We start from the raw sequence: 23,468 nt of genomic DNA on the forward strand, positions 1-23,468 counted from the left end.
TTTTCTATTCGTTCATTGTGATCTATTATGTGCTGAGTCACAACAACGTTCGGAGCCCCGCATGACCTCGACCCTCCCGCTCGTCGCCGCCCAGGCGGCTCCACGCCAGATCGGCGAACCGCTGGCCGCCTTCGCGGCCGAGGTGGCCGATGCCCTGGAAGCGCGTCCCGACGCCCGGTTGGTGGTGTTCCCCGAACTGCACCTGTTCGGGGACGATTCGCCCGACCGCCAGCGCACCGAGGCCCTGCAGGCCGCCGCCGAACCGCTCGACGGGGCGTTCGTGGCGGGCCTGCGGGCCATCGCCCGCGACCTGGGCATCTGGCTGGTGCCGGGCAGCATCTGCGAGCGCGGCCCCGCCGGGGAACTGTTCAACACCGAGCTGGTCCTCTCCCCCACCGGCGGGATCGCCGGAAGCTACCGCAAGATCTTCCCGTGGCGCCCCCATGAGCCCTACGACCCCGGCTCGGCGTTCGCCACCGCTGACCTCGAGCAGACCCGGGTGGGGCTGAACATCTGCTACGACGCCTGGTACCCCGAAACCACGCGCCAGCTGGCCTGGATGGGCGCCGAGGTCATCCTCAACGTCGTCAAGACCACGACCCCGGACCGCGAGCAGGAGCTGGTCCTGGCGCGGGCGAACGCCATCGTGAACCAGGTGTTCATGGTCTCGGTGAACTGCGCCGGCCCCGTCGGCCGGGGCCGCAGCATCATCGTCGGCCCCGAGGGCGAGGTCATCGCCGAGGCCGCCGGCGCCGAACCCGAGCTGCTCACCGCCGAACTCGACCTCTCCGCCGTCGCCCGCGTCCGCGAACACGGCACCGCAGGGGTGAACCGCATGTGGTCCCAATTCCGGCCCGGCGAAGCCCCCATCCACCTCCCGGTCTACGACGGGCGCATCGACCCCGCCACCTGGACCCCGCAGCACCGATCCCCCAGGAGCACCCCATGACCACCCAACCCACGCTGACCCGGACCCTCAAGCTCCCTTCGCTGGTGCTGTTCGGACTGGCCTACCTGACGCCGCTGATCGTGCTTGGGATCTTCGGCGTCATCGCCGAGGAGACCGGCGGGGCCTCGTCGTCGGCCTACCTGGTGGCGATGATCGCCATGCTGTTCACCGCCCACAGCTACGGCCGCATGGCCATCACCTACCCCGTCGCCGGTTCCGCCTACACCTACGTGCGCCGGTCCATCGACCCCCGGGCCGGTTTCCTCGTCGGGTGGGCGATCCTGCTGGACTACCTCTTCCTGCCGATGGTCATCTGGCTGATCGGCGGCTCCTACCTCAGCGCCCAGTTCCCCGGCATCCCGATGGCCGTGTGGATCATCGGCTTCATCGCCATCACCACGGTGCTGAACATCCTGGGCATCAAGGTCGCCGACAAGGCCAACTACGTGCTCATGGCGTTCCAACTGCTGGTCATCGTCTTCTTCGTCGCCCTGTCCATCGGCCACGTCTTCTCCGCCGACGGGGCCAGCGGGCTGTTCAGCGCCGGCCCGATCGCCAACCCGGCCTCCAGCTTCGGCACCATCACCGCCGGCGCCGCGATCGCCGCCTACTCGTTCCTGGGGTTCGACGCGGTCACCACCCTGACGGAGGAGACGATCGAGCCGCGCAAGAACATGCCGCGGGCGATCATGCTCATCGCGCTGATCGGCGGCGGCATCTTCGTGCTGGTCTCCTACACGACCCAGCTAGTCCACCCCGGCGGGGTCTTCGAGGATTCCGCCTCGGCGGCGAGCTCGATCGCCCTGCAAATCGGCGGCACCGTCTTCGGCGCCATCTTCCTCGCCGGCCTGGTGGTCGCGCAGTTCGCCTCGGGGCTCGCCGCCCAGGCCAGCGCCTCGCGCCTGCTCTATGCCATGGGCCGCGACTCGGTCCTGCCGAAGGCCGTGTTCGGCCGGCTCAACGCCCGCTTCCATACCCCCGTGCTGAACCTGCTCATTGCCGGGGCGGTGGGCCTGATCGCCATCTTCATGGACGTGGCCACCTCGACGTCGTTCATCAACTTCGGCGCCTTCACCGCCTTCACCCTGGTCAACGTCTCCGTGGTCTTCCACTAGGCAGCGCATGCGCATCGCCGTGGGCCAAATGGCTTCCGGGCACGACGTCGACGCCAACCTGCGCTCGATCGATGCCCTCGCCGCGCGCGCCTCGGGCGACGGCGCGCGCCTGCTGGTCCTGCCGGAGTATGCGACATACGAGAAGAAGGCGGTGGACGCCACCTTCCTGGACGTCGCCGAACCCCTCGACGGTCCGATCTGCTCGACATTGGCACACATCGCCGCGAAACACTCCATCGCCTTGGTCGCCGGCATGGTGGAGGCCGGCGACGCGCCGGGCCAGGCGTTCAATACGCTGGTGGCCGTCGATCCCAGCGGACGACGGCTGGCCGCCTACCGGAAGGTCCATCTCTTCGACGCCCAGGGGTATGCCGAATCGGACTACATCCAGCCGGCACCGGACGCCATCCCGGTGACGTTCGAACTCGACGGCGTGCGCTTCGGGCTGCAGGCCTGCTACGACCTGCGCTTCCCCGAGCAGTCCCGCTCCCTCGTCGACGCCGGTGCTGACGTGCTGCTGGTGTGCGCCTCCTGGGTACCGGGGGCGGGCAAGACCCGGCAGTGGCAGGTCCTCGCGGCGGCCCGGGCGATCGAGAACGGGTGCTTCGTCGTCGCAGCCTGTCAGGCGGCACCGATCTCGGTGGGGTACAGCGCGGCGATCGGCCCGCTGGGAGATGTGCTGGGCGAGCTCGGCCCCGCAGCAGATCTCCTGGTCGTGGACATCGACCCGTCCCATGCCGGTGCGGCGAGGGAGCGCTTTCCGGTGGCTCGCCAGCGGCGCTTCCCGGCCTGACCGACGGATTCAGGGCTCAGCTGCCCTGATATTGGGCGACCAGCTCGCGCTTGAGGATTTTTCCGCTGGGGCCGACCGGGAATTCGCTGACCAGCCGCACGATCCGCGGGTATTTGTAGGCCGCCAGCCCGCCGGCGGCGTAGTCCCGGATGGCCTCCTCAGTCAGGTCGCTGTCGGGTTCCAGCGAAACGGCCGCGACAATCTCCTGGCCGTGGGCCTCGTCCTCGACGCCGAAGACGGCGACGTTGGCGATGCCGGGATGACCCATCAGGTACTCCTCGACCTCCCGCGGGTAGACGTTGTAGCCGTTGCGCAGGATCATGTCCTTCTTGCGGTCCATGATGCGCAGGTAGCCGTCGTCGTCCTTGGTGCCCAGGTCCCCCGTGCGGAACCAGCCGTCGACGACGGCCTCGGCGGTCGCCTCGGGCCGGTTGAGGTAGCCGGAGAAGAGGTTGTGGCCGCGAACCACGAGCTCGCCAAGTTCACCGCGCGGCAGCAGCTCGATGGCATCGGGGACCTCGGGGCGGGCGATCTCCACATTCACGCCCCAGATCGGCGTGCCGACCGAGCCCGGCACCGGCTCGCGCCCGACATGATTGAAGGTGGCGACCGGGGAGGTCTCCGTGAGCCCGTACCCCTCGTAGACCGTGGCCCCAAAGTGCTCCTCGAAGGCTTCCAGGGCGGCGAGTGGTAGCGAGGCTCCGCCGGAGACGGCGTACCGCAGTGCGGTGGGCTTTTCGGGCCGGTCGCGGAAGGCCTGGAGTAGCCCGAGATACATGGTGGGCACCCCGCAGAAGATGTCGATGCCGTCGTCGAGCACCATGTCCAGGGCCGCGGCGGGGGTGAACTTGGGCAGCAGCATGATCTCGGCGCCGGCCCGCAACCCGGTGTTCAGCACGACGGTCTGGCCGAAGGTGTGGAACAGCGGCAGCCCGCCGAAGACGCGGTCGCCCTCGCGGAAGTCGAAGGTGCTGGTGAGCAGGACGTTGACCTGTTCGAGCAGGGCGACGTGGCTGCCCAGTGCCCCCTTGGGCTTGCCCGTGGTACCGGAGGTGTAGAGGATCGTCGCGATGTCGCCGGGTTGCATGGGCCGGTAGGTATCGATCGGTTCTGCCTGCCCGGCCAGGTCCTCGAGACGGTCAGCTCCCCCGGCCTCGGTGGCGAGCACGGTCATGACGCTGGCGCCGGCGGCCTCGGCCGCTGCGGCGCCCTGCTCCAGCAACGGAGCAGCGCAGACCAGCAGGCCCGCCTCGGCATCGCGCAGGATGTATTCGATCTCGTGCCGCTTGAGCAGCGCGTGGATCGGCACGACCGTCCCGCCGAGCGCAAGCACGGCGTAGTAAGTGCGGGCGAAGTCGGTGACGTTGGGGATGAGCACCGCCACCCGCGATCCGGGCCCCACCCCGGCCTCGCGCAAGGCACCTGCATACGCGCGGGCCTGGTCCCACAGCTGCGCATAGCTGACGGATTCCCCGCCGAGGGTGACCGCGGGGCGGTCGGCGAAACGGTGGGCGGACTCCGCCAGGATGGCGGCGACTGACATGGTGGCGAACATCGCCGCTCCTCGGATCGGGGCTGGAACGTGGGCTGTGTCACACCAGTGTGAAGTGGAACTGCGTCCCACGTCAAGGAACCCGATTCCATCCGGCTCGTCCGAAGGGTGTTGCCCCGCGGGGCGCCCGGGAGCGCCACGCGTCCCTACCGCCGGTCGCGCTCGCGGTCCGCCAACCCCACCGTGGACCAGCCGCGGCGCACCGGGGTGCTGCCGTGCTGGCGGTCCCGGGAGCGGTAGACGATGTAGGGGCGGAAGATGTAGTGCAGCGGCGCGGTGAAAGCGTGGACCAACCGGGTGAACGGCCAGATCACGAACAGCACCATCCCCACCAGGGTGTGCAGGTGGAAGGAAAACGGCGCGGCGGCCATCGAGGAGATGTCCGGCTGCAGGATGTACAGCGAGCGGAACCAGGGCGAAACCGTCTCGCGGTAGTTGTGCCCGTGTCCGCCCAGGAACACGCTGGCCAGCGTCGTCCACAGCCCGAAGATGATCGCTGCGACGAGCACGATGTACATCATCTTGTCGTTCTTCGTCGTGGCCATGAACACCGGCCCGGTGGTCCGCCGCCGGATGATCAGCAGGATGATCCCGCCCAACGTCCCGACGCCGGCGACCCCGCCGACGAACAGCGCGTTGAAGTGGTAGAACTCCTGGCTCATGCCCACCGCCTCGGTCCAGGACATCGGGATGACCAGGCCGAACAGGTGCCCGGCGAGCACCGCGAGGATCCCGAAGTGGAACAGCGGCGAGGCGATGCGCAGCAGCCGCGATTCGTAGAGCTGGCTGGAGCGCGTGGTCCACCCGAACTGGTCGTAGCGGTACCTCCAGATCAGACCGCCGACCAGCACGGCGGCCATCACGTAAGGCAGCACGCCCCACAGCACGATGTCGAGCACGTCCACGTTGGCTGGCATGTCATTTCCCTCTCACCGGAAGAAGCCGGGCATCGTACGGTTCCAGTCCCACGGCCTCGGCCGGCGGCCCGACCCCGGCCATCGCCATGACGGCCTGCCGGTCTGCCGGCGAGGCACCGGGCAGGGTGGAGCACACTGCGGTGACCGCAGCGGCGTAGGGGGATGCGGCCTCCTCGAGGGCCAAGCGCAGCATCTCCAGGCTGGGCCGGAACTCGACGAGCAGTTCGCGGCCGGCCACCGGGTCCGCGACGGCTGCGTACTCGAGCACCAGCGGCAGGTAGTCGGGCAATTCGCCACCCGGGGTGACCATCAGCCCCGTGTCGCGGTAGGCCTGCTTGAACCGGCCGAGCACCTCCCCCCGCCGCCGGGTGTCCCCGTCGGTCCAGTAGGACAGGTACAGCGCATGCTTGCGGCTCAGGTCGAACGTCTCCACGTAGGACCGCTCCAGCTCGCGCAGCCCGGTGGCCTCGAGATGGTCGACCAGGGTGGCCACGCCGGCGAGCGCCTCCGGGTCTAGGGACGGGGCACGACGGCGTCTGCCCCACCCGCGCGTGGGTGGGGTGGCGGTGGGGCATTCGTCCAGTGCGGCGCGCAGCAGCGGCAGGCGTTCGATCAGCGCGGTGTCGGGGTAGGACAGCAAGTGGGAGACCACCTGGTACAGCACGGTGCTGCCCGGGGCGGCCGGCCCGGAGGACGGGGAGCCGGCGGACGGGGCGCCGGCGGAACGCACGCTGGCGGACGAGGTGGGGGCGCTCATTCGGCGATCTCCTCCTTGTCTTCCTCCTGCGCCGGCGTCGTCTTCGCCGGGTGGTGCGGGTCCGGGAAGAGGCCCGACGGCCGGCCGGTGCCGTCCCAGTTCAGCAGGTTCACCCGCCCGCGCAGGCTCTGCGCCCCGGGCGGCTCCTCGGAGGTCTGCCGGGCCTGCAGGGCGTAGAAGTTCTCGATGGCCACCGGCGTCGGGGTGCCGCTGGCTTCCCCGAACGGGGAGTCCTCGTACATCCCGGGTCCGTCCTCGAAGTCCAGCGAGCAGCCCATCTCCTCCAGGTCGTGGGCCTGCTCGACGTGGGCGGTGGGGATGACGTAGCGCTCCTCGTACTTCGCGATCGCCATCAGCCGGTACATCTCGTAGAGCTCCTCCCCCGACATGCCGACCCGTTCGGGGATCGAGTCGTCGGGGTCGTTGCCCATCGAGATGCCGCGCATGTACGAGCGCATGGCCGCCAGCTTCTTGAGCACCTCGTCGATCTTGGAGGTGTCCCCGGCGGTGAACAGCTCGGCCAGGTATTCCACCGGGATGCGCAGCGAGTCGATCGCCCCGAAGAGGTTGCCGGCGTCCTCGGCGTCATGGCCCTGCTCCTGGAGCAGGTCGGTGACCGGGGACAGCGGCGGGACGTACCAGACCATCGGCATGGTGCGGTATTCGGGGTGCAGCGGCAACGCGACCCGGTACTCCTTGGCCAGCTTGTAGACCGGCGAGCGGCGGGCGGCCTCCAGCCAGTCCTCTGCGATGCCCTGCTTGCGGGCCTCGGCCTGGACCTGCGGGTCGTGCGGGTCCAGGATGACGTCCATCTGCGCCTCGTAGAGGTCCTGCACGTCCTCGGTGGAGGCAGCCTCGGTGACGGCATCGGCGTCGTACAGGAACAACCCCAGGTACCGCAGCCGCCCCACGCAGGTCTCCGAGCACACGGTGGGCTGGCCGACCTCGATGCGCGGGTAGCAGAACGTGCACTTCTCGGCCTTGCCGGTCTTGTGGTTGAAGTAGATCTTCTTGTAGGGGCAGCCGGTCACGCATTGGCGCCAGCCGCGGCAGCGGTCCTGGTCGACCAGGACGATCCCGTCCTCGACCCGCTTGTAGATCGCCCCGGACGGGCAGGAGGCCATGCAGGAGGGGTTCAGGCAGTGCTCGCAGATGCGCGGCAGGTAGAACATGAAGGTCTGCTCGTAGTCGAACTTGATCTTCTCGTTGGACTCGCGCCGGACCTTCTCCACGATCGGGTCCAGGTGCCCCAGCTCGGTGGTTCCGCCCAGGTTGTCGTCCCAGTTGGCGCTCCAGGTGATCTTGGTGTCCTCGCCGGTGATCAGCGACTTGGGCCGGGCGACCGGGAAGTCATCGCCCAGCGGCGCCTCGACGAGCATCTTGTAGTCGTAGGTCCACGGTTCGTAGTAGTCCTTCAGCTCCGGCTGCACCGGGCTGGCGAACAGGCCCAGCAGCTTGGCCGCCTTGCCGCCAGCCTTGAGCTTGATCCGGCCGGCCTTGTTCAGCGTCCAGCCGCCCTTCCACCGCTCCTGGTCCTCGTAGCGGCGCGGATACCCCTGCCCGGGGCGGGTCTCGACGTTGTTGAACCAGACATATTCCATGCCGGCGCGGTTGGTCCAGGCCTGCTTGCAGGTCACCGAACACGTATGGCAGCCGATGCACTTGTCCAGGTTCATCACCATGCCCATCTGGGCCATGACTCGCATCAGTACGTCACCTCCTGGGAACGACGGCGGATCGTGGACACCATGTCCCGCTGGTTTCCCGTGGGACCGAAGTAGTTGAATGCGTAGGACAGCTGGGCGTACCCGCCGATCAGATGTGTGGGTTTGACCAGCAGGCGGGTGACCGAGTTGTGGATGCCGCCGCGCCGGCCGGTGGCCTCCGATTTCGGGACATCGATGGTGCGTTCCTGCGCGTGGTAGACGTACGCAACGCCGTCGGGCATCCGGTGGCTGACGATCGCCCGGGCCACCAGCACGCCGTTGGCGTTCACGCACTCGACCCAGTCGTTGTCCGCCACCGAGATCGCCGCGGCGTCGGCTGGGGACATCCAGACCGTCGGCCCGCCGCGCGAGAGCGAGAGCATCAGCAGGTTGTCCTGGTATTCGGAGTGGATCGACCACTTGGAGTGCGGGGTCAGGTAGCGCACCGTGATCTCCAGCTCCCCCGTGGAGCCCAGCTTCGGTTCGCCGAAGAGCCGGTGCATGTCCAGCGGCGGCCGGTAGTTGGGCAGCTGCTCGCCGACGTCGCGCATCCAGTCGTGGTCCAGGTAGAAGTGCATGCGCCCGGTGAGCGTGTGGAAGGGCTTGAGCCGCTCGATGTTCACCGTGAACGGGGCGTACCGCCGCCCGCCCGTCTCCGAACCGGACCACTCCGGGGAGGTGATCACCGGCTGCGGGCCGGCCTGGGTCATCGCGAACGTGATCCGCTTCTCCTCGGAGCCCTCGGCCAGGTCGGCGAGCTTCTTGCCCACCCGCTTCTCCAGGTCGTGGAACCCCTGCACGGCCAATGCGCCGTTGGTGGTGCCGGAGAAGGACAGGATCGCCTCGGCCAGGCGCGCGTCGGTGTCGATGGCCGGACGCCCGGCGGCCGAGCCGTGGGACATCACCCCGTGCAGCCGGCCCAGCCGTTCGACCTCGCCGCGGACCTGGTACGTCACGTTCTTGACGGTGAAGCCCTTCGAGTCGGCGAGCGGCCCGACGCTGAGCAGCTGGTCGGCGATCGCCGTGTAGTCGCGTTCGACAACCGTGAAGTGCGGCATGTTGGACCCCGGGACCGCGTCGATGTCGGTGCCGCGCCAGTCGCTGGCGTGCCCGCCGGGAGCCGCGAGCTGGCCGGGGGTGTCGTGCTGCATGGGGTGCGCGACGAGGTCCTTGCGCGTCCCCAGGTGCTTGGCTGCCTGCTTGGACAGTTCGCGGGCCAGCAGCGTGAACAGCTCGAAGTCGGTCTTGGCCTGCCAGGGCGGGTCGATCGCCGGGGTGAAGGCGTGCACGAACGGGTGCATGTCGGTCGAGGAGAGGTCGTGCTTCTCGTACCAGGTCGCCGCAGGGAAGACGACGTCGGAGAGCAGCGTGGTGCTGGTCATCCGGAAGTCGGCGGAGACCAGCAGGTCCAGTTTCCCCTCGGGGGCCTCCTCGTGCCATGTCACGTCCTGCGGGCGCTGGGCCTCGGACTCGTTGTCGGAGCCCATCACGTTGTGGTGGGTGCCCAGCAGGTTGCGCAGGAAGTACTCGTTGCCCTTGGCCGAGGAGCCGAAGAGGTTCGAGCGCCACAGCACCAGGGTCCGCGGCCAGTTGGCCGGGGCGTCGACATCCTCGATCGCCTGTTTCAGCCGGCCTTCCTTCAGCTCGGTGGCCACGTACGACGCCGGATCCTCCGCCCGTCCCGCCGCCACTGCCGCCTCGGCTGCGTCCGCGACGTCCATCGGGTTGGCTTCGAACTGCGGGTAGAAGGGCATCCAGCCCAACGCGGCGGACTTGGCCAGCGCGTCGGCGGTATGCAGGCCATCGAGCGAGCCCTCCGAGAGCGGGGACTTCAGCGCATCGGCCGAATACCCGTCCTGGCGCCACTGGTCGGTGTGCATGTACCAGTAGCCGGTGCCGATCATCGTGCGCGGCGGGCGCGACCAGTCCAGCGCGTTGGCCAGCGAGATCCACCCGGTGATCGGCCGGCACTTCTCCTGGCCGACGTAGTGCGCCCACCCGCCGCCGTTGCGGCCCATGGAGCCGGTGAGCAGCAGCAGAGACAGGATCGCCCGGTAGGTGGCGTCGCCGTGGAACCACTGGCAGATGCCGGCGCCCATGATGATCATCGAGCGGCCGCCGGATTCCTCCGCGTTGGCGGCGAACTCGCGTCCGATGCGGGCGCAGGCCTCGGCGGGCACCGAGGTGATCGCCTCCTGCCAGGCCGGGGTGTAGGCGACCGACGCATCGTCGTACCCGGCGGCCCAGTCCCCGGGCAGGCCCTCCCGGCCGACCCCGTACTGGGCGAGCATCAGGTCGAACACCGTGGTGACCAGCCGTCCGGCGACCCGGCGGACCGGCACCCCGCGGTGGATCACGGTCCCCGCGCCCTCGGGGTCGTCGAACAGCGCCAGCCGAATTCCCGCCGTCGTGCTGCCCTCGGTGCCGTGCAGGCTCAGGGCCGGGTCGATGTCCCCGAGGTCGAGGTTCCACTTGCCCTCGTCCTCGGCGTTGTAGCGGAACCCCAGCGAACCGTTGGGCACTGCGGGAGCGCCGGTCGCCGCGTCCCAGACGACGGTCTTGAACGCTGCATCGGCGCGTTCGCCGCCCGCTCCGGGTGCCCCGGGTTCGGACGCACCGGGCGCGGGGGCGGCGTGCTTGCCGGCGAATGGCGAGTTCCCGGCGGCGCCCTGCCATTGCGGGCCGGAGGCGTCCGCCGTGCCATCGGTTCCGGCGGAGGCGCTGTCGGCGGTGCTATCGGAGGCGTCCAGATCGGCCGCGGTGAGGAACTTGCCGGGCACCAGGCCCTGCCCGTCAGCGTGCTCGGTCAGGGCGACCAGGAACGGCAGGTCGGTGTATTGGCGGACGTAGTCGGTGAAGAACGGGACCTGGCGGTCGACGAAGAACTCCTTGAGCAGCACATGGCCCATGCCCATGGCCAGGGCGGCATCGGTGCCGGCCTGGGCGGGCAGCCATTCGTCGGCGAACTTGGTGTTGTCGGCGTAGTCGGGGCTGACGGAGACGATCTTGGTGCCCTTGTACCGCACCTCGGTCATCCAGTGGGCGTCCGGGGTCCGGGTGACCGGCACGTTCGAGCCCCACATCATCAGGTAGGTCGAGTCCCACCAGTCGCCGGATTCGGGGACATCGGTCTGGTCCCCGAAGACCTGCGGGCTGGCCACGGGCAGGTCGGCGTACCAGTCGTAGAAGCTGGTCATGACCCCGCCGATGAGCTGGATGAACCGGTTGCCCACCGCATGGCTGACCATCGACATCGCCGGGATCGGGGAGAACCCGGCGACGCGGTCGGGCCCGTACGTCTTGATGGTGTTCACGTGGGCTGCGGCGGCGATCTCGATCGCCTCGGCCCAGCTGGTGCGCACCAGCCCGCCCTTGCCGCGGGCCTGCTGGTAGGTTTTGCGCTTCACGGGGTCGGCGGCGACCTCGGCGAAGGCGAGCACCGGGTCACCCAGGCGCTCCTTGGCTTCGCGGTAGAGCTCGAGCAGCACGCCGCGCACGTAGGGGTAGCGCACGCGGGTCGGCGAGTAGGTGTACCAGGAGAACGCGGCGCCACGGGGACAGCCGCGAGGCTCGTACTCGGGGCGGTCCGGGCCGACTGAGGGGTAGTCGGTCTGCTGCGACTCCCACGTGATGATCCCGTCCTTGACGTAGATCTTCCACGAGCACGATCCGGTGCAGTTGACCCCGTGGGTGGAGCGGACCACCTTGTCGTGGCTCCAGCGGTCGCGGTAGAAGGAGTCGCCTTTGCGGCCCCCCTCGCGGAAGACCGCCCGGCCGTCATCGGTCTCGTCCCACCGGGTGAAGAAGCGGCCGAGTTTGAGCAGTGCATCGGAAGCCGGACCGTCGGGGCCCGCAGTGCGCGTATCCCTCATCATGGCCACAGCGTAGGAAACAATCCCGGGGTTTACTAGGGCTTTTCACTTACGCACCGAAAGCGTGCGCTTAACCCCCTGGGTGTGGTTGCCGGTCCCGGCAGATGGAAGGTAGCGCCGGGCCGTGCGGGGTCGATGTCCGGGAAAGTGACCGAAAGAGCCGCTCATTCCGACGTTTTCCCGGACGCCATGCCCCTGTTGCCGCGGACGGCCCGCGAGTCCGGCCACTCAGAGGTACGGGCGGGTGATCAGTTCGATTCCGTGGCCGGCGGGGTCCTGGACGTAGAAGCCCCGTCCGCCGTTCTCGGTGTTGGTCCGACCGTTCAGTTGCAACTGCGGATCGGCCCAGTACTCGATCCCGCGTTCGCCCCGAAGGGCCAGGGCCCGGTCGAAGTGGTCGTCGTCGACCAGGAACGCGTAGTGCTGCATCTGGATGTCCATCGGCGGCTCGGCGAGCTGCAGCATCACCCCTGCCTCCAGCATGATGTTGGTGAACGGTCCCCAGAAGACGGTCTCGGTGGCCTCCAGCAGGTCCAGGTAGAGGCGGGCGGAGGCGGTGCGGTCGAGCGCGGCGATGATGGTGTGGTTGAACGTGGCTGTCATGGTTTCTCCCGTCGTTGAGTTGTCGTCAACGCGCCGGGTTCGGGCCCGCCAGGGGCGTGCGCGGGGGCGCCGCCGCGGACGCCCCGATCGCCCAGACGCGGGGCAAGGCCGTTCCGTTGACCGACAGGTCCCCGACCAGGCGCGCCTTGAAGACGTAGGGGTTGTGGTTGCCCACGGTGCGGGCATTGCGCCAGTGGCGGTCCAGGTTCTTCGCCGTGGACGTCGCCGAGGCGGCCAACGCGTCGAAGGCGTGCGAGATCGCGTTGACGGACAGCGGTGTCAGCGCCACCTGGGCCTCCGCCGAAGCGAGTTCCGCGGCGTCGTTCACCTGTTCCTCCTGCTCAAGCGTGAGGTGTCCGGCCCGCAGCCCGAGTGCGGCATCGTGGGCGTCCTGCAGGGCGGCGGCGACCTTGTCGACAATGGCCTCCCCGGCGAACCCGGCGGCGGCCAGTTCGCCGATGACCTGCAGGATCTGCGGGTCCTCGCGCCACACCGGTGCGGCGGCGTGGCTGAAAGTTCGGGTCCGCGCGCGGACCTCGTCCGAGAACTCGCGCTGGGCCGCCCGGATGCTGCCGGCCTGCACGACGAGCAACACCGCCTGGTAGAACGCCGTCTGGTATTTGAACCGGGTGTCGAAGTCGATGAGGTTCTCTTCCGGCACCACGGCGTCTGCGAAGGTGGAGGTCCCGGAGCCGGTGGTCTGCTGGCCGAAGCCGTCCCAGTCGTCGCCGTGTGTGACGCCGGGCTGGTGGGCATTCACCGCGGCGATGATGCGGGTGGAGGTGTCGGTGCGCTCGGAGTAGACGTCGATCCAGTCGGCGAAGATGCTGCCGGTGGAGTAGTACTTGGTCCCGTTGACGCGGAACTGGCCCGGGCCCAGATCCGGGGCGGGAACGACTTTCGTCTGCACCTGTCCCACCTCCACGGCGCCGACCTCCGTCCAGGAGTTGCCGACGAGCTCCCCGCGCACGAATCGTTCCAGCCAGACGTCACGCCCCGGCCCGGGCTCGGCGAGGATGCGGTCCTCGGCGAAGGCGAAATGGGCGCGCAGGGCCTGCGGAATGTTCGAATCGGCGGCGGCCAGCTCGGTCAGCAGCGCGAAGAGCTGCGGCAGCGAAGCCCCGAGGCCACCGTGCTCGACGGGCACGCGCAGGGCGCCGAAACCGGCGTCGGCCAGCTCGCGGATCTGGGCGGCGGGCAGCTCGTGGTCCTTTTCCCGCCGGGAGGCCCCCGCGGCGATGCGTCCGAAAATCGGGCGGAAGCGGGCGGCCAGCTCCTGGTAGGGCACGTTGGTGCGTTCGGCGGTCTGCTGGGTCATGGGTCCTCCTGGCGATGGTTCGTGGCTGCTGCTGCCGAAACTAGTCGCGTTCCGCGGGTGCGCGGGCACCTTGACGGCGGATGACGGCCGGTGACGCGATGTGACGGGCGAATGGCCTCAATCCGCGGGTGCCGCCGTCGTCCTGTGTCTTTTCCGCGTCAAGCCCGGTCACATTCGGACACGGGACGTCCACCCCGGTCATCTGCTGTCCCGCGCCCCCGGGGATTCCTAGCGTGGGGTGCACCGATGACGACGGGCGCCCGACGCCCCAGACGAAGGGAACACCCCATGACTGCCACGCTCGCCGAAGCACTGGCCACCTCGCCCTGGTCCGGGCGGGAGGAGCCGTCCACCGCCGCCGGGTGGATCGCCCGCGCCGAAGAGGTCTCCGCCATCCTGGCCCTCGACGCGCTCGAACGCGACCGTGCCGGGGCCAAGCCGTCCGCCGAGGTCCAACTGCTCAAGGACTCCGGACTCACGACCCTCGTCGGCCCTGCCGAACATGGCGGCGGCGGGCAGGAGTGGACGACTGCATTGCGCGCCATCCGGGCCGTCTCCGCAGGGGACGCGTCGATCGGGCAGCTGCTGGGCTACCACCTGCTGTGGGCCTGGGCCGTGCGGTTGGTCGGCACCGAGGGGCAGATCGCGGCCGTCGAGGAGCTCTACACCACCGCCAACCTGTTCTTCGGCGGGGCGGTGAACCCCCGCGACAACGACCTGGCGATCGAGGAACGCGGCGAGACGCTGGTGTTCACCGGCGGCAAGTCCTTCAGCACTGGGGCCCGGGTCGCCGACCTGGTGGTCCTGGAGGGCACGCTGCCGGCCGGGGAGCACGTCTTCGCGATCGTTCCGGTGGCGCAGGAGGCGATCACCTTCCGTGGCGATTGGGACAACCTGGGCCAACGGCTCTCCGAATCGGGTGGAGTCGACATCGCCGGCGTCGAAGTCACCTGGGCCGAGGCAGCCGGTTACGTCGACAAGGAATTCCAGCCGCTGGTCTACAATACGTTGAACGTCCCGCTGATCCAGCAGATCTTCACCGCGATCTACCTGGGCATCGCCGAGGGCGCCCTGGCGTCGGCCGGAACCTACACGCGCGAGACCACCCGGGCCTGGCCGTACGGGTCGGATCCGAAGGAGTCGGCCACCCAGGACCCCTACATCCTGGCCAGCTACGGTGAACTGCGCTCCCGACTCTGGGCGGGGCAGGCCCTGGCCGAGGCGGTGGATGCCGAACTGTCGGCCCTGCTGCACGCCCCGCGCGAGGACCTGACCACCGAACAGCGCGGTCGGGTGGCGGTGCGGATCGCCGCGGCCAAGCAGGTCGCCAACGACGTGGCCCTGGAGACCACGAACCGGATCTTCGAGCTCACCGGGGCCCGCGCCAGCTCCAACACGGTCGGCCTGGACCTCTACTGGCGCAACATCCGGACGCACTCGCTGCACGATCCGGTGGCGCACAAGCGCCGGGAGGTCGGCGAGTACGAGCTCATCGGCCGCCTGCCCGAACCGTCCTGGTACACCTGAGCTTGGCCGCCGGCGGTCTCAGGTGGCGTCGCGGGGCATGAACATGATGACCGCGACGCCGGCCAGGCAGATCATCGCCCCGATGACGTCCCAGCGGTCGGGACGGAACCCGTCCAGCGCCATGCCCCACGCCAGCGACCCGGCCACGAACACTCCCCCGTAGGCGGCGAGGATGCGCCCGAAGTTCGCCTCCGGCTGCAGGGTCGCCACGAAGCCATAGGCTCCCAGGGCCATGACGCCGAGCCCGGCCAGCCACCAGGCCCTGTCCTCGCGCACGGTCTGCCAGATCAGCCAGGCACCGCCGATCTCGGCGATGGCCGCCAGTGCGAAGAGGACAACCGATTTGGTGATGTTCATGGTCCCAGTCTTCCCCACCCCGCCCTGCGACGGTGCTGTTGCTCCCGGAACGGCCCCGTCGCAGGGCGGGCGTTACCGCGAACCGGTTCGCGGCGGCAGACTGGTGGCATCCATCCCGCGGCGCACGCCCGCGGCACACGGTGAAAGGACCACCATGGCCATCCTCGTCACGGGGGCCACCGGCCAGCTCGGCGCCCCGACGCTCGCTGCCCTCCAAGCCGCCGGCCACGCGGCCCGGGGCAGCTCCAGCACGGGCCGCAACGGCCTGGTGCACGCCGACCTGTTCACCGCCCAGGGCCTGGACCAAGCGCTGGACAGGGTCGAGACGATCGTGCACTGCGCCCAGACCGGCGGGGCGAAGGACCTGCGGTTGGCGAGGAACCTGACCGCCGCCGCCCAACGCGCCGGGGTCGGGCACATGGTGCTCATCTCGATCGTCGGCATCGAGGACATCCCCATGCCCTACTACGACCAACGTGTGGAGATCGAGAAGATCGCGCGGGCCTCCGGAGTGCCGCTGACCATCCAACGCGCCACGCAGTTCCATACCCTCATCGACCAGCTCTTCAACGCGCAACGCCGCATGCCGGTCGTCATCGCCCCCGCGGCCCGTTTCCAGACCATCGCCGTACCCGAGGTTGCCGGCCGGCTCGCCGAACTCGCGGCCGGCGGCCCCCGAGGCCGCGTCGACGACATCGGCGGGCCGGAACAGGTGGGCATCGGGCAGCTCTACCGGCAGTGGCGGGATGCACGCGGCGGCAAACGGCCCTGCCTCCAAGTCCGTCTGCCGTTTCTGGAGGCCTTCCGGGGGCTCGACGCCGGTGCGAATCTGGTGCCCGGGGAACCCTTCGGCCGCCAGACCTTCGCGCACTACGTGCAGGAGAAGTACGCGCCGGGCAGCTGAACGTCAGTCGATGCTGAAGGCGAAACGGAACCTCCCATCCGGATCCATGGCCCGTTTGACGGTCCGCAACCGCTGGGTGCTCTCGGCGGACCAGGCCCGCCGGACCGACTCCGGCGTGGTATCCGAGCCGGCGAAGTTGATCTGGGTGTGCCCGGTGCTCCACGGCTCCATGGCTGCCAGGACCGCTTTCCCCGCGGATTCCACGACATCATGCAGCTCCGGCAGATCGGGCCCCACCACGTAGACCGAGAATGCCGCGTCCCGCCCGCCGATGGCATTCGCCTGTTCGGGTTGGCGAGACAATGCTCCGCCCAACTGCCTGATCTCGGCGAGGAGCAGTGGGACCTCGACATCTGGCCCGGCGGTGGCCAGCAAGGCGTCGATGGCCTCGGCCGGCAGCCCGTCCACTAGGGTCGACGCGTCCCACACCGGCGACGGGTCCAGCGGGTCCTGGTGCACCGAGCCGATCGCGGCATACGGCATCCGCCCGACCATGTCCCCCAGCGGGTCGCAGAGGCCGAGCATCGGGGCCAGCAGAGCCTGCCCCTCCGTATCGGAGCCGACGTGCACAAAACGGAGATGGACCGAAAGGCGTCCGCGCAGCGACGCGGGGATGGCCTCGGCGTCGGGCATCCGCAGCAGGGCGATCGATGTGGTGGTGTTCTCGGGCAGCGTGGCCGCCCACCCGGCGTAGGCATGGAGCAGCACGGGTGCGGCATCGCCGGGGAAGAAGACCGCACCGCCCAGGACGTCCCGGACGGGCATGAGGTCGAATTCGAGGCCGGTGACGATGCCGACTTCGCACTTTCCACCGCGCAGCGCCCAGAAGAGTTCCGGGTTGCTGTCTGCGTCGACCTCCAGGAGTTCGCCCGCGGCCGTGACCAGTTGTGCGCCGCGGACGTGGTCGGCGGCGAAACCGAAGGTACGCCCCATCGGGCCCAGGCCGCAGCCCAGCGTGTACCCCACCACCCCGACGGTCGGCGAGGACCCGTTCAACGGGGCCAGGCCGTGCCCGGCGGCGGCCTCGATGACCTGGTGCCAGCGGACACCGGCAGAGACCCGCGCGGTGCGGCGTTCCGCGTCCACGGACAGGTCCTGCAGCATCGAGGTGTTGATCAGAAGGCCGCCGTCGGCCGGAACGCCGATGCCGTGTGCGGTCGCGTGCACGTGGACCCGCAGGTCATGCCGGGCAGCATGCCGGACGGCGACGACGATGTCGTCGTCCGAAGCGGCGACGACGACCATCTCCGGTCGGTGCTGGCGCGCGAGGTTGAAGCCGCGGCAGGCGGCATCGAACCCGCCTTCGCTGGCAAGACGCACGGCTCCGCGGACGTGGGAGCGCAAGTCGTCGGCGTTTGATTCCAGGGTGGTGGTCATGGCAGGTTCCTCGATGGTGCTGATCTTTTGCGCTTTGAGTACGACGTGCTCCCGGGGTGGGACGTCGCGTTTGCGGGCGGGTCGGAAGCAGGTCGTCCCGCTGCCCGTCGTTTCGCGCTGGGGTGAAGGCTCGTGCGGTCGCGGGAATTCATGCACGGGTGGATGCGACGTTGTCACTTGCGGCAATCACCGGAGGCCCAGAACGGATCGATGCCCGGCCAGGCGGTCTCACTGGAGGATCGCCGGCTCGGGTGTCATGGACGCGACAGTGCCGCCGGTGAGCGGCCTGCGTCCGCAGGCTGGGCGCACAGGTCCGGCCCACTGGGGCCAAGGGCAATGTGGCGCATGCCTCATTAACGAGCCGGCTGTGTGGCAAGTCAAGACGAGTGCGTTCGCGAGCACTATGGATGAGGCACGCGCTTTCGGTTTTCGCGGGCGCGGGCCATAGGACAACTGCTTCGAACGCACGGGCAACGACTCGAGGGATGCCCGACGACGGGCGGGAGAGCCGATTGCAGTCAGTCCCGCAGGATCAGCTGGTACAGCACGTGGTCCTGCCAGTCGCCGGCGATGCGCAGATAGCGCGGGGCGTAGCCGATCCTCTCGAAGCCGAGCTTGCCGAGCAGGTGGCGCGAGGCGGCGTTGCCGGGCAGCGTCTGCGCTTCCAGCCGGTGCAGGCCGAGGACGGACCGGGACAGCTCGACGAGCGCGGAGAGCGCCGATGTCATCAGCCCGCGCCCCTGGTAGCGTTCGTCGATCCAGTATCCCAGCGCGGCACTGTCGAAGGCCCCGTGCGTGATCCCCGAGAGAGTCGTCTGGCCGATGATCTCATCGGTCGTCGCCAGCACCAGCGGCAGCGACCTACCGATCTCCCGGTCGCGGACCTGGCGCTTGATCGCCTCGACTTGGCCGTCAGCCGTGTAGAAGGCCGGCGCACGATGGGGTTCCCACGGCGAGAGGTACTCGCGATTGAGCCGGTGCGCCGCGGCAAGCCTCTCGGCATCCTGCTGCTCCAGCGTTCGCAGCTGGATGCCGGCGGACAACTCGATGGCGGGGATCACGTGCTCGATGCTACCGCGAGCCCGCTCCCGGCAGGACGACGCCGGTGCCACCGTCGAAAGGAGGCACCGGCGTCGTCTTGTTCCTAATCCCAGATGTTGTCGCCGCGGAGTGAGGCGTCCGCGCCGCCATCCGCGTAGATCGTCTGACCGGTGACGTGCGTGTTCTCCTCGCTGGTCAGCCAGGCCAGCAGGCGGGCCAGGACGATGGGTTCGGAGTGGTAGTTCAGCGGCATGGGCACGTGTTTGTCCGTGAGTTCGCGACCTTCCGGGGTGGAGAGCAACTCGGTGGTCATGGGGGAAATGACGGTCCCCGGTGCGATGGCGTTGAGCGGGATGCCGGCCCCGGCCCAGCGCGCGGTGATGGATTCGCGGCGCACCCACCGGGACAGCGCACGCTTGCTGGAGGGGTAGTTGAGGTACCCCTGTGCCGGACCGGCCTCGGCGAGCGCGGTGCCGATCGCGACGGCCTTCGCTTCATCGCCGGCCAGCAGCGCGTCCACGAGTTCGGGAGAGTTCGGCTGCAACGACGCCATGGAGCTCACGACCACGGCGCGCGGCGCGGTGCTCTGGGCCAGCACAGGTGCCAGCTGGTTCAGGAACTCGGTGACCCCGAAGTAGTTGACCTTGACGGTGAGGGGCCGTGGCATCGAGATGCCTGCGCACGCGATGACCGCATCCACGGATCCGTCGGCCAGTTGGATGGCACGTTCGGCCGCCGAGTCGCGGCCCTCGGGTGTACTGAGGTCCGCGTTGATGTCCGAGCCCTTGAGATCGACGCCGATGACAGTTTCGCCTCGGTCGTGCAGCAGCCGTGCGGTGGCGGCCCCGATGCCGGACCCGGCTCCGGTGATGACGTAGGTGCGGCTCATGGTTGTTCTCCTTGCGGTTGGTGGGGTTCTTCCCCGGTGGACGCAGACGCCGCGTCGGCGGAAAGCTGGGCGGACAGCCGGACGGTGGCGGCTTCGAAGCGTTGCAGCAGCGAGACGAAGGCCAGCCGGTCGGCTTCGTTCCAGCCGGCGAGGAGTTCGTCGACAAGTCCGTCACCGGCCCTGACGAAGGCCGAGGCAATCTGGTGGCCCGCGGGGGTGAGCCGGACCAGGTGCGCGCGGGCGTCCTGGGGGTCCGCTCCCCGGACGGCGAGCCCGGTTTCCCCGAGCCGCTTGATGATCTTGCTGATGTTCGACGCCCCGGTCACCAGACGCGCTGCCAGGCTGGACGGGCGTTGCGGGCCGTCCTGGGCCAGGATCGTGACGACGACGATGGCCGGCGGGTCCAGGTGGATGCCTTCGCGGGCGACGACACTGGAAAGGAATTCGGGGGCTGTCCACTCACCCAGCACCCGGGTGAGCGATGAAATCAGCAGCGACCGATACTCCCCCACAGCATGTCCCGCCGGCTCGCCTTCCGGTGCTTTTTCTTTCCCCAGTGGAGGAGACTGCATGGCCACGTGGTCCTCACGCCTTCAGATCGATTTGATGTCTTGAAGACAGTATACGACTATCTGGTGTCTTCAGGACACTAAATTTTGGAAGCGGGATACCGCCGGACCCAACCAAAAAAGCGGCCCACGGCACTAGCCGTGGACCACCCCTCCGCCCGGGGGACGAGGCGTTGCCCCGTTACAGCTCGACCTTCTTGGACCGGCCGATGTCGGGCTGGTGGTCCGAACCGCGGGCCTTGAGCAGTTCCATGGCCATTTTGACCGGTCCGCCCTTGGCCTCCCAGTACTGCGCGGATTCCGCCTCGACCTTCAGCAGTGCGACGCCAGGCGTGTCGATGCCGTCCGGGAACCACGCGTCGACGGCGGTGCTCCAATTTTCCTCCAGCTTGGCCCGGTCATGGACGATGCGGCCGCGCCCCGAGAGGGACACCCAGGTGTGCTTCGACTCGAAGTTGACGTTCACTTCCGCTTCGTCCCTGATCTGTTCGGCCTTCGGCGAGTCCTCGGAGAAGATAAACCAGAGATCGCCGTCGAACTCGGTTTTCTGGATGGCCATCGGCCGGCTGATGAGCTTGTCCTCGGGGGAGACGGTGGTCAGCATGGCGATGGAGGCGTCCTTCAGCAGCTCGGCCAAATGTCCGGTCTGTTCGTTCTGGGTCATCGGATTCAACCTTCCTCTGTGGTGTTCGTGGAGCCCCCGGGGGCACACACTCCACGCTACGGTTCCGCGGTGGCACCGTCACGGGAACGCGCAACCCCCTCGCCCGGCTACCTGCGGGCGGGGACCTCGACGCGATCGCCCTCAGACTGCGACGCGCCCGCCGGTGGCCGCAGCATCCCCACGGCAACTGCGGCAACGAGGACGACTGCTCCCACCCCGAGGTACAGCTGGCCGGCCGTCCATGCGGCGTCCAGCAGTGCCCCAGCGGCCAGAGGTGCGAAGATCGCGCCGATGCGGCCGATGCCGATTGCCCAACCGACGCCCGTGCTTCGCATGGAGACCCCGTACGAGGTGGGCGTGATGGTGTAGAGGCCGGCGATGCAACCGTTGATCAACATGCCCACGATGATCCCCGCAGCGAAGGCCAAGGCAAGGATGCCCACTGCTGAGATGAACAGGACCATGGTGATCGAGGAGAGCACTGTGAACACCAGCAGGACCTTGCGGGAGCTCCACTTCGTGGTGAGTGCACCGAAGAACAGCGACCCGAAGGTGCCTCCCAAGGTGAGCATCAGCCCGCCGACTACCCCCTGGCTTTCCGTCATCCCGGCGGTGACCAGTAGTTTCGGCGTCCAGCTATTGACGAAGTAGAACCCGAACATGGTGGCGAAGAAGGCGACCCAGATCAGCAGCGTCGTGCGACGGTTCGAAGGGGAGAACAATGCATGGACCGTTCGGCCCCTGCCGGTTCGGGGATCCCCTTGCCCGGATCCGGTCGAGGAGTCGGCGGGTCCGCCCCATGAAGCAGCGGCGAGCCGAACCAGGTCGGGCTGGCGGATCTTGGCACCGACGGCGGCGATCTGCGCCGTGGCCCGGTGCGGGCGCCGGGTGACCAGGAAGTCGACCGATTCGGGAACGAAGGCCAGCACGAGGACCAGCGCTACGGTGGTGCAGATGCCGCCGAAGACGAAGACTGATCGCCATCCGTGATCGGCTTGCAGGACGACGGCCGCCATTCCGCCGAGTGTCGCACCGACGCCGTACCCGGCGGTGTAGATGCTGACGGCCATGCCGCGCCACCGCGCGCTGGCGTATTCGCTGGCAAGTACATTCGTGCAGGCGAGGATCCCGCCAACCCCGAGACCAGTGACCACGCGCCAGCCGCCGAGTTGCAGCGCGTCATCGGCGGTGGAGGACATGAACATGCCGAAGGCGGCGAGCGCCGTCGTCGCAATGAGCATGTTCCTGCGCCCGATGACATCGGCGAATGGTGCCAGCACCAGGGAGCCGATGGCCATTCCGACCAGCCCGGAACTCAGGAGCATGCCCAACTCGGAGCCGCTGAGGGCAAATTCGCCGGAGACCTGGTTGGCGGTGAAGGCCATCGCCAGGACGTCGAATCCGTCCAGGGCGTTGAGGAAGGTGCAGACGCCGATGATCAACCACTGGTAAGGGGACATGGGGGACGCATCGAGGCGTTGCCGCAGGGTCATGGGGGTTCCTTGGTATCTGGTGGGTGTCTAGCCGACGTCGAGGGTGACGACGGCGGGGCGGTGGGCACAGGCCGGCACATCGCCGGTCTCGGAGCCGTCGGCTGTGGCAGGTCGGGCGACCCGGGAAACGCAGACGCACATCTGCGACCCGGCGTCCTGCTGCCGCTTGCTGTAGAAGACGTCGCGGTGGTCGACGGCGCCGTCGAGCTCGAGGATCTTGACCTGGCAGAGCCCGCATTCGCCCTTGCGGCAGTCGAACATCATCTCGACGCCGGCGTCCTCGAGCGCCTCGAGCATGGAGCGGCCCTTGCCGACGGTCGCCTCGATGTCGAGCCGCGGGATGCGCACGGTGAACTCCTCCGGGTCGTACCAGCCCGAGTTGCCGAACGTCTCGTAGCGCAGGTTGGGCGCATCCAGACCGGCATCCGTCCAGCCGCGGCGGACTGCATCCATGAGCCGGATGGGCCCGCACATGTACAGCTCGGTGGCCGCATCCACGGAGGCGATGAGGTCGGGCACCTCCAGGGCCGTGCCCTCGTCGTCGACGTGGACGGCGAGGCGGTCACCGTGCTCGGCCTCGAGGTCGGCGAGATAGGCCATGGCGTTCCGGCTGCGGCCGGCGTAGACCAGGCGGTACTCGGCCTTGATCGACTTGAGGATCCGGGCCATGTCGAGGATCGCCGTGATCCCGATGCCACCGGCGAGCAGGACGTAGCGTGGCGCCCCGACGCGCAGCGGGAAGTTCTGCATCGGCTGGGTGATCCGCAGCCGGTCACCCGCCTGCAGGGTGTGCATGTAGATGGACCCGCCGCGTGAAGCCGGTGCCTGGAAGACGCTGATGGCCAGTCGACGTCCGCCGTCACGGGATTCGACGATGGAGTATGAGCGGGCGGCCGGCTCCCCGTCGATCTGGACCGTGACATCGAGGTGGGAACCGGGCTCCGCGGCGACCGGGTGCTCGGGTTCCAGGACGATGCGGCAGATGCCCGCCGCGACGTCGCGGGTTTCGACGACGACGGCGTCCTGCCAAACCTCGGTGTTGTTCACTGCCATGGTGGTTCGTCC

At 68.7% G+C, this 23,468-nt stretch carries 20 protein-coding genes; 5 read left to right on the forward strand and 15 right to left on the reverse strand.

Translation table 11 applies throughout. The annotated features are described in order from the left end of the window. Window positions 1-61 precede the first annotated feature (61 nt). The 3 genes from AB8M85_RS09765 to AB8M85_RS09775 are packed head-to-tail and all read left to right on the forward strand — an operon-like array spanning window position 62 to window position 2,857. Complete coding sequence (locus AB8M85_RS09765; protein ID WP_372698620.1) at window positions 62-949, forward strand: carbon-nitrogen hydrolase family protein; 888 nt, start codon at window positions 62-64, stop codon at window positions 947-949. Then, window positions 946-2,064, forward strand: coding sequence for an APC family permease (locus tag AB8M85_RS09770; protein WP_372698621.1), 1,119 nt, complete (start codon window positions 946-948; stop codon window positions 2,062-2,064). Before AB8M85_RS09765 ends, AB8M85_RS09770 begins: the two co-directional genes overlap by 4 nt. A 7-nt stretch (window positions 2,065-2,071) precedes the next feature. After that, the gene (locus AB8M85_RS09775) at window positions 2,072-2,857 is read left to right on the forward strand and encodes a carbon-nitrogen hydrolase family protein (protein WP_372698622.1); all 786 of its coding nucleotides are present in this window, start codon (window positions 2,072-2,074) and stop codon (window positions 2,855-2,857) included. 16 nt (window positions 2,858-2,873) lie between these two features. Here AB8M85_RS09775 and AB8M85_RS09780 read toward each other — a convergent pair whose 3' ends face one another. The 7 genes from AB8M85_RS09780 to AB8M85_RS09810 form a co-directional block, all read right to left on the reverse strand. Continuing rightward, window positions 2,874-4,412 carry a long-chain fatty acid--CoA ligase gene (locus AB8M85_RS09780; RefSeq protein WP_372698623.1) on the reverse strand — a complete coding sequence of 513 codons (1,539 nt, stop codon included), beginning with the start codon at window positions 4,410-4,412 and terminating at the stop codon, window positions 2,874-2,876. A 143-nt stretch (window positions 4,413-4,555) separates the two neighbouring features. Beyond that, window positions 4,556-5,326 (reverse strand): respiratory nitrate reductase subunit gamma, encoded by a 771-nt coding sequence (narI, locus tag AB8M85_RS09785; RefSeq protein WP_372698624.1) that lies wholly within the window; start codon window positions 5,324-5,326, stop codon window positions 4,556-4,558. Between the two features lies 1 nt (window position 5,327). Beyond that, window positions 5,328-6,083, reverse strand: coding sequence for a nitrate reductase molybdenum cofactor assembly chaperone (gene narJ / locus AB8M85_RS09790; RefSeq protein ID WP_372698625.1), 756 nt, complete (start codon window positions 6,081-6,083; stop codon window positions 5,328-5,330). Continuing rightward, on the reverse strand, window positions 6,080-7,789 hold the full coding sequence (gene narH, locus AB8M85_RS09795) for a nitrate reductase subunit beta (RefSeq protein ID WP_372698626.1): 1,710 nt from the start codon (window positions 7,787-7,789) through the stop codon (window positions 6,080-6,082). The genes narJ and narH overlap by 4 nt, the downstream gene beginning before the upstream one ends. Beyond that, on the reverse strand, window positions 7,789-11,664 hold the full coding sequence (locus AB8M85_RS09800) for a nitrate reductase subunit alpha (RefSeq protein WP_372698627.1): 3,876 nt from the start codon (window positions 11,662-11,664) through the stop codon (window positions 7,789-7,791). The genes narH and AB8M85_RS09800 overlap by 1 nt, the downstream gene beginning before the upstream one ends. 225 nt (window positions 11,665-11,889) lie before the next feature. Next, complete coding sequence (locus AB8M85_RS09805; RefSeq protein ID WP_372698628.1) at window positions 11,890-12,264, reverse strand: VOC family protein; 375 nt, start codon at window positions 12,262-12,264, stop codon at window positions 11,890-11,892. Window positions 12,265-12,289: 25 nt separating this feature from the next. Next, window positions 12,290-13,582, reverse strand: coding sequence for an acyl-CoA dehydrogenase family protein (locus tag AB8M85_RS09810; RefSeq protein ID WP_372698629.1), 1,293 nt, complete (start codon window positions 13,580-13,582; stop codon window positions 12,290-12,292). 288 nt (window positions 13,583-13,870) lie between these two features. Between AB8M85_RS09810 and AB8M85_RS09815 the strand changes: the two genes are divergently transcribed. Next, complete coding sequence (locus tag AB8M85_RS09815; protein ID WP_372698630.1) at window positions 13,871-15,109, forward strand: acyl-CoA dehydrogenase family protein; 1,239 nt, start codon at window positions 13,871-13,873, stop codon at window positions 15,107-15,109. 18 nt (window positions 15,110-15,127) lie between these two features. Here the strand turns inward: AB8M85_RS09815 and AB8M85_RS09820 are convergent, their stop codons facing one another. Continuing rightward, a complete protein-coding gene (locus AB8M85_RS09820; protein WP_372698631.1) occupies window positions 15,128-15,466 on the reverse strand; it encodes a YnfA family protein in 339 nt (112 codons plus the stop codon). A 154-nt stretch (window positions 15,467-15,620) separates the two neighbouring features. On the opposite strand from AB8M85_RS09820, the gene AB8M85_RS09825 reads away from it, so the two are divergent. Next, window positions 15,621-16,370 carry an SDR family oxidoreductase gene (locus AB8M85_RS09825; RefSeq protein WP_372698632.1) on the forward strand — a complete coding sequence of 250 codons (750 nt, stop codon included), beginning with the start codon at window positions 15,621-15,623 and terminating at the stop codon, window positions 16,368-16,370. Between the two features lie 3 nt (window positions 16,371-16,373). On the opposite strand, the gene AB8M85_RS09830 is transcribed toward AB8M85_RS09825, so the two are convergent. The 7 genes from AB8M85_RS09830 to AB8M85_RS09860 all read right to left on the reverse strand — a co-directional run bounded on the left by AB8M85_RS09830 (window position 16,374) and on the right by AB8M85_RS09860 (window position 23,456). Continuing rightward, the gene (locus tag AB8M85_RS09830) at window positions 16,374-17,747 is read right to left on the reverse strand and encodes an FAD-binding oxidoreductase (RefSeq protein WP_372698633.1); all 1,374 of its coding nucleotides are present in this window, start codon (window positions 17,745-17,747) and stop codon (window positions 16,374-16,376) included. A 518-nt stretch (window positions 17,748-18,265) separates the two neighbouring features. Continuing rightward, on the reverse strand, window positions 18,266-18,808 hold the full coding sequence (locus tag AB8M85_RS09835) for a GNAT family N-acetyltransferase (RefSeq protein WP_372698634.1): 543 nt from the start codon (window positions 18,806-18,808) through the stop codon (window positions 18,266-18,268). A gap of 83 nt (window positions 18,809-18,891) precedes the next feature. Beyond that, window positions 18,892-19,677 carry an SDR family oxidoreductase gene (locus AB8M85_RS09840; RefSeq protein ID WP_372698635.1) on the reverse strand — a complete coding sequence of 262 codons (786 nt, stop codon included), beginning with the start codon at window positions 19,675-19,677 and terminating at the stop codon, window positions 18,892-18,894. Then, on the reverse strand, window positions 19,674-20,189 hold the full coding sequence (locus tag AB8M85_RS09845; protein WP_372698636.1) for a MarR family winged helix-turn-helix transcriptional regulator: 516 nt from the start codon (window positions 20,187-20,189) through the stop codon (window positions 19,674-19,676). The genes AB8M85_RS09840 and AB8M85_RS09845 overlap by 4 nt, the downstream gene beginning before the upstream one ends. Window positions 20,190-20,427: 238 nt before the next feature. Continuing rightward, complete coding sequence (locus tag AB8M85_RS09850; protein ID WP_372698637.1) at window positions 20,428-20,910, reverse strand: pyridoxamine 5'-phosphate oxidase family protein; 483 nt, start codon at window positions 20,908-20,910, stop codon at window positions 20,428-20,430. A 107-nt stretch (window positions 20,911-21,017) separates the two neighbouring features. Further along, a complete protein-coding gene (locus tag AB8M85_RS09855; RefSeq protein ID WP_372698638.1) occupies window positions 21,018-22,403 on the reverse strand; it encodes an MFS transporter in 1,386 nt (461 codons plus the stop codon). A 27-nt stretch (window positions 22,404-22,430) separates the two neighbouring features. After that, window positions 22,431-23,456 (reverse strand): 2Fe-2S iron-sulfur cluster-binding protein, encoded by a 1,026-nt coding sequence (locus AB8M85_RS09860; protein WP_372698639.1) that lies wholly within the window; start codon window positions 23,454-23,456, stop codon window positions 22,431-22,433. Window positions 23,457-23,468 lie beyond the last annotated feature (12 nt).

It is taken from the genome of Arthrobacter sp. JSM 101049 (assembly GCF_041679245.1).
Classification (GTDB): Bacteria; Actinomycetota; Actinomycetes; order Actinomycetales; family Micrococcaceae; genus Arthrobacter_H.

What these genes read in the sequence shown, in the direction of transcription:
- AB8M85_RS09765 (WP_372698620.1), top strand. Translation starts at nt 62, where the DNA reads ATGACCTCGACCCTCCCGCTCGTCGCCGCCCAGGCGGCTCCACGCCAG.
- AB8M85_RS09770 (WP_372698621.1), top strand. Translation starts at nt 946, where the DNA reads ATGACCACCCAACCCACGCTGACCCGGACCCTCAAGCTCCCTTCGCTG.
- AB8M85_RS09775 (WP_372698622.1), top strand. Translation starts at nt 2,072, where the DNA reads ATGCGCATCGCCGTGGGCCAAATGGCTTCCGGGCACGACGTCGACGCC.
- AB8M85_RS09780 (WP_372698623.1), bottom strand. Translation starts at nt 4,412, where the DNA reads ATGTTCGCCACCATGTCAGTCGCCGCCATCCTGGCGGAGTCCGCCCAC.
- narI (WP_372698624.1), bottom strand. Translation starts at nt 5,326, where the DNA reads ATGCCAGCCAACGTGGACGTGCTCGACATCGTGCTGTGGGGCGTGCTG.
- narJ (WP_372698625.1), bottom strand. Translation starts at nt 6,083, where the DNA reads ATGAGCGCCCCCACCTCGTCCGCCAGCGTGCGTTCCGCCGGCGCCCCG.
- narH (WP_372698626.1), bottom strand. Translation starts at nt 7,789, where the DNA reads ATGCGAGTCATGGCCCAGATGGGCATGGTGATGAACCTGGACAAGTGC.
- AB8M85_RS09800 (WP_372698627.1), bottom strand. Translation starts at nt 11,664, where the DNA reads ATGATGAGGGATACGCGCACTGCGGGCCCCGACGGTCCGGCTTCCGAT.
- AB8M85_RS09805 (WP_372698628.1), bottom strand. Translation starts at nt 12,264, where the DNA reads ATGACAGCCACGTTCAACCACACCATCATCGCCGCGCTCGACCGCACC.
- AB8M85_RS09810 (WP_372698629.1), bottom strand. Translation starts at nt 13,582, where the DNA reads ATGACCCAGCAGACCGCCGAACGCACCAACGTGCCCTACCAGGAGCTG.
- AB8M85_RS09815 (WP_372698630.1), top strand. Translation starts at nt 13,871, where the DNA reads ATGACTGCCACGCTCGCCGAAGCACTGGCCACCTCGCCCTGGTCCGGG.
- AB8M85_RS09820 (WP_372698631.1), bottom strand. Translation starts at nt 15,466, where the DNA reads ATGAACATCACCAAATCGGTTGTCCTCTTCGCACTGGCGGCCATCGCC.
- AB8M85_RS09825 (WP_372698632.1), top strand. Translation starts at nt 15,621, where the DNA reads ATGGCCATCCTCGTCACGGGGGCCACCGGCCAGCTCGGCGCCCCGACG.
- AB8M85_RS09830 (WP_372698633.1), bottom strand. Translation starts at nt 17,747, where the DNA reads ATGACCACCACCCTGGAATCAAACGCCGACGACTTGCGCTCCCACGTC.
- AB8M85_RS09840 (WP_372698635.1), bottom strand. Translation starts at nt 19,677, where the DNA reads ATGAGCCGCACCTACGTCATCACCGGAGCCGGGTCCGGCATCGGGGCC.
- AB8M85_RS09850 (WP_372698637.1), bottom strand. Translation starts at nt 20,910, where the DNA reads ATGACCCAGAACGAACAGACCGGACATTTGGCCGAGCTGCTGAAGGAC.
- AB8M85_RS09855 (WP_372698638.1), bottom strand. Translation starts at nt 22,403, where the DNA reads ATGACCCTGCGGCAACGCCTCGATGCGTCCCCCATGTCCCCTTACCAG.
- AB8M85_RS09860 (WP_372698639.1), bottom strand. Translation starts at nt 23,456, where the DNA reads ATGGCAGTGAACAACACCGAGGTTTGGCAGGACGCCGTCGTCGTCGAA.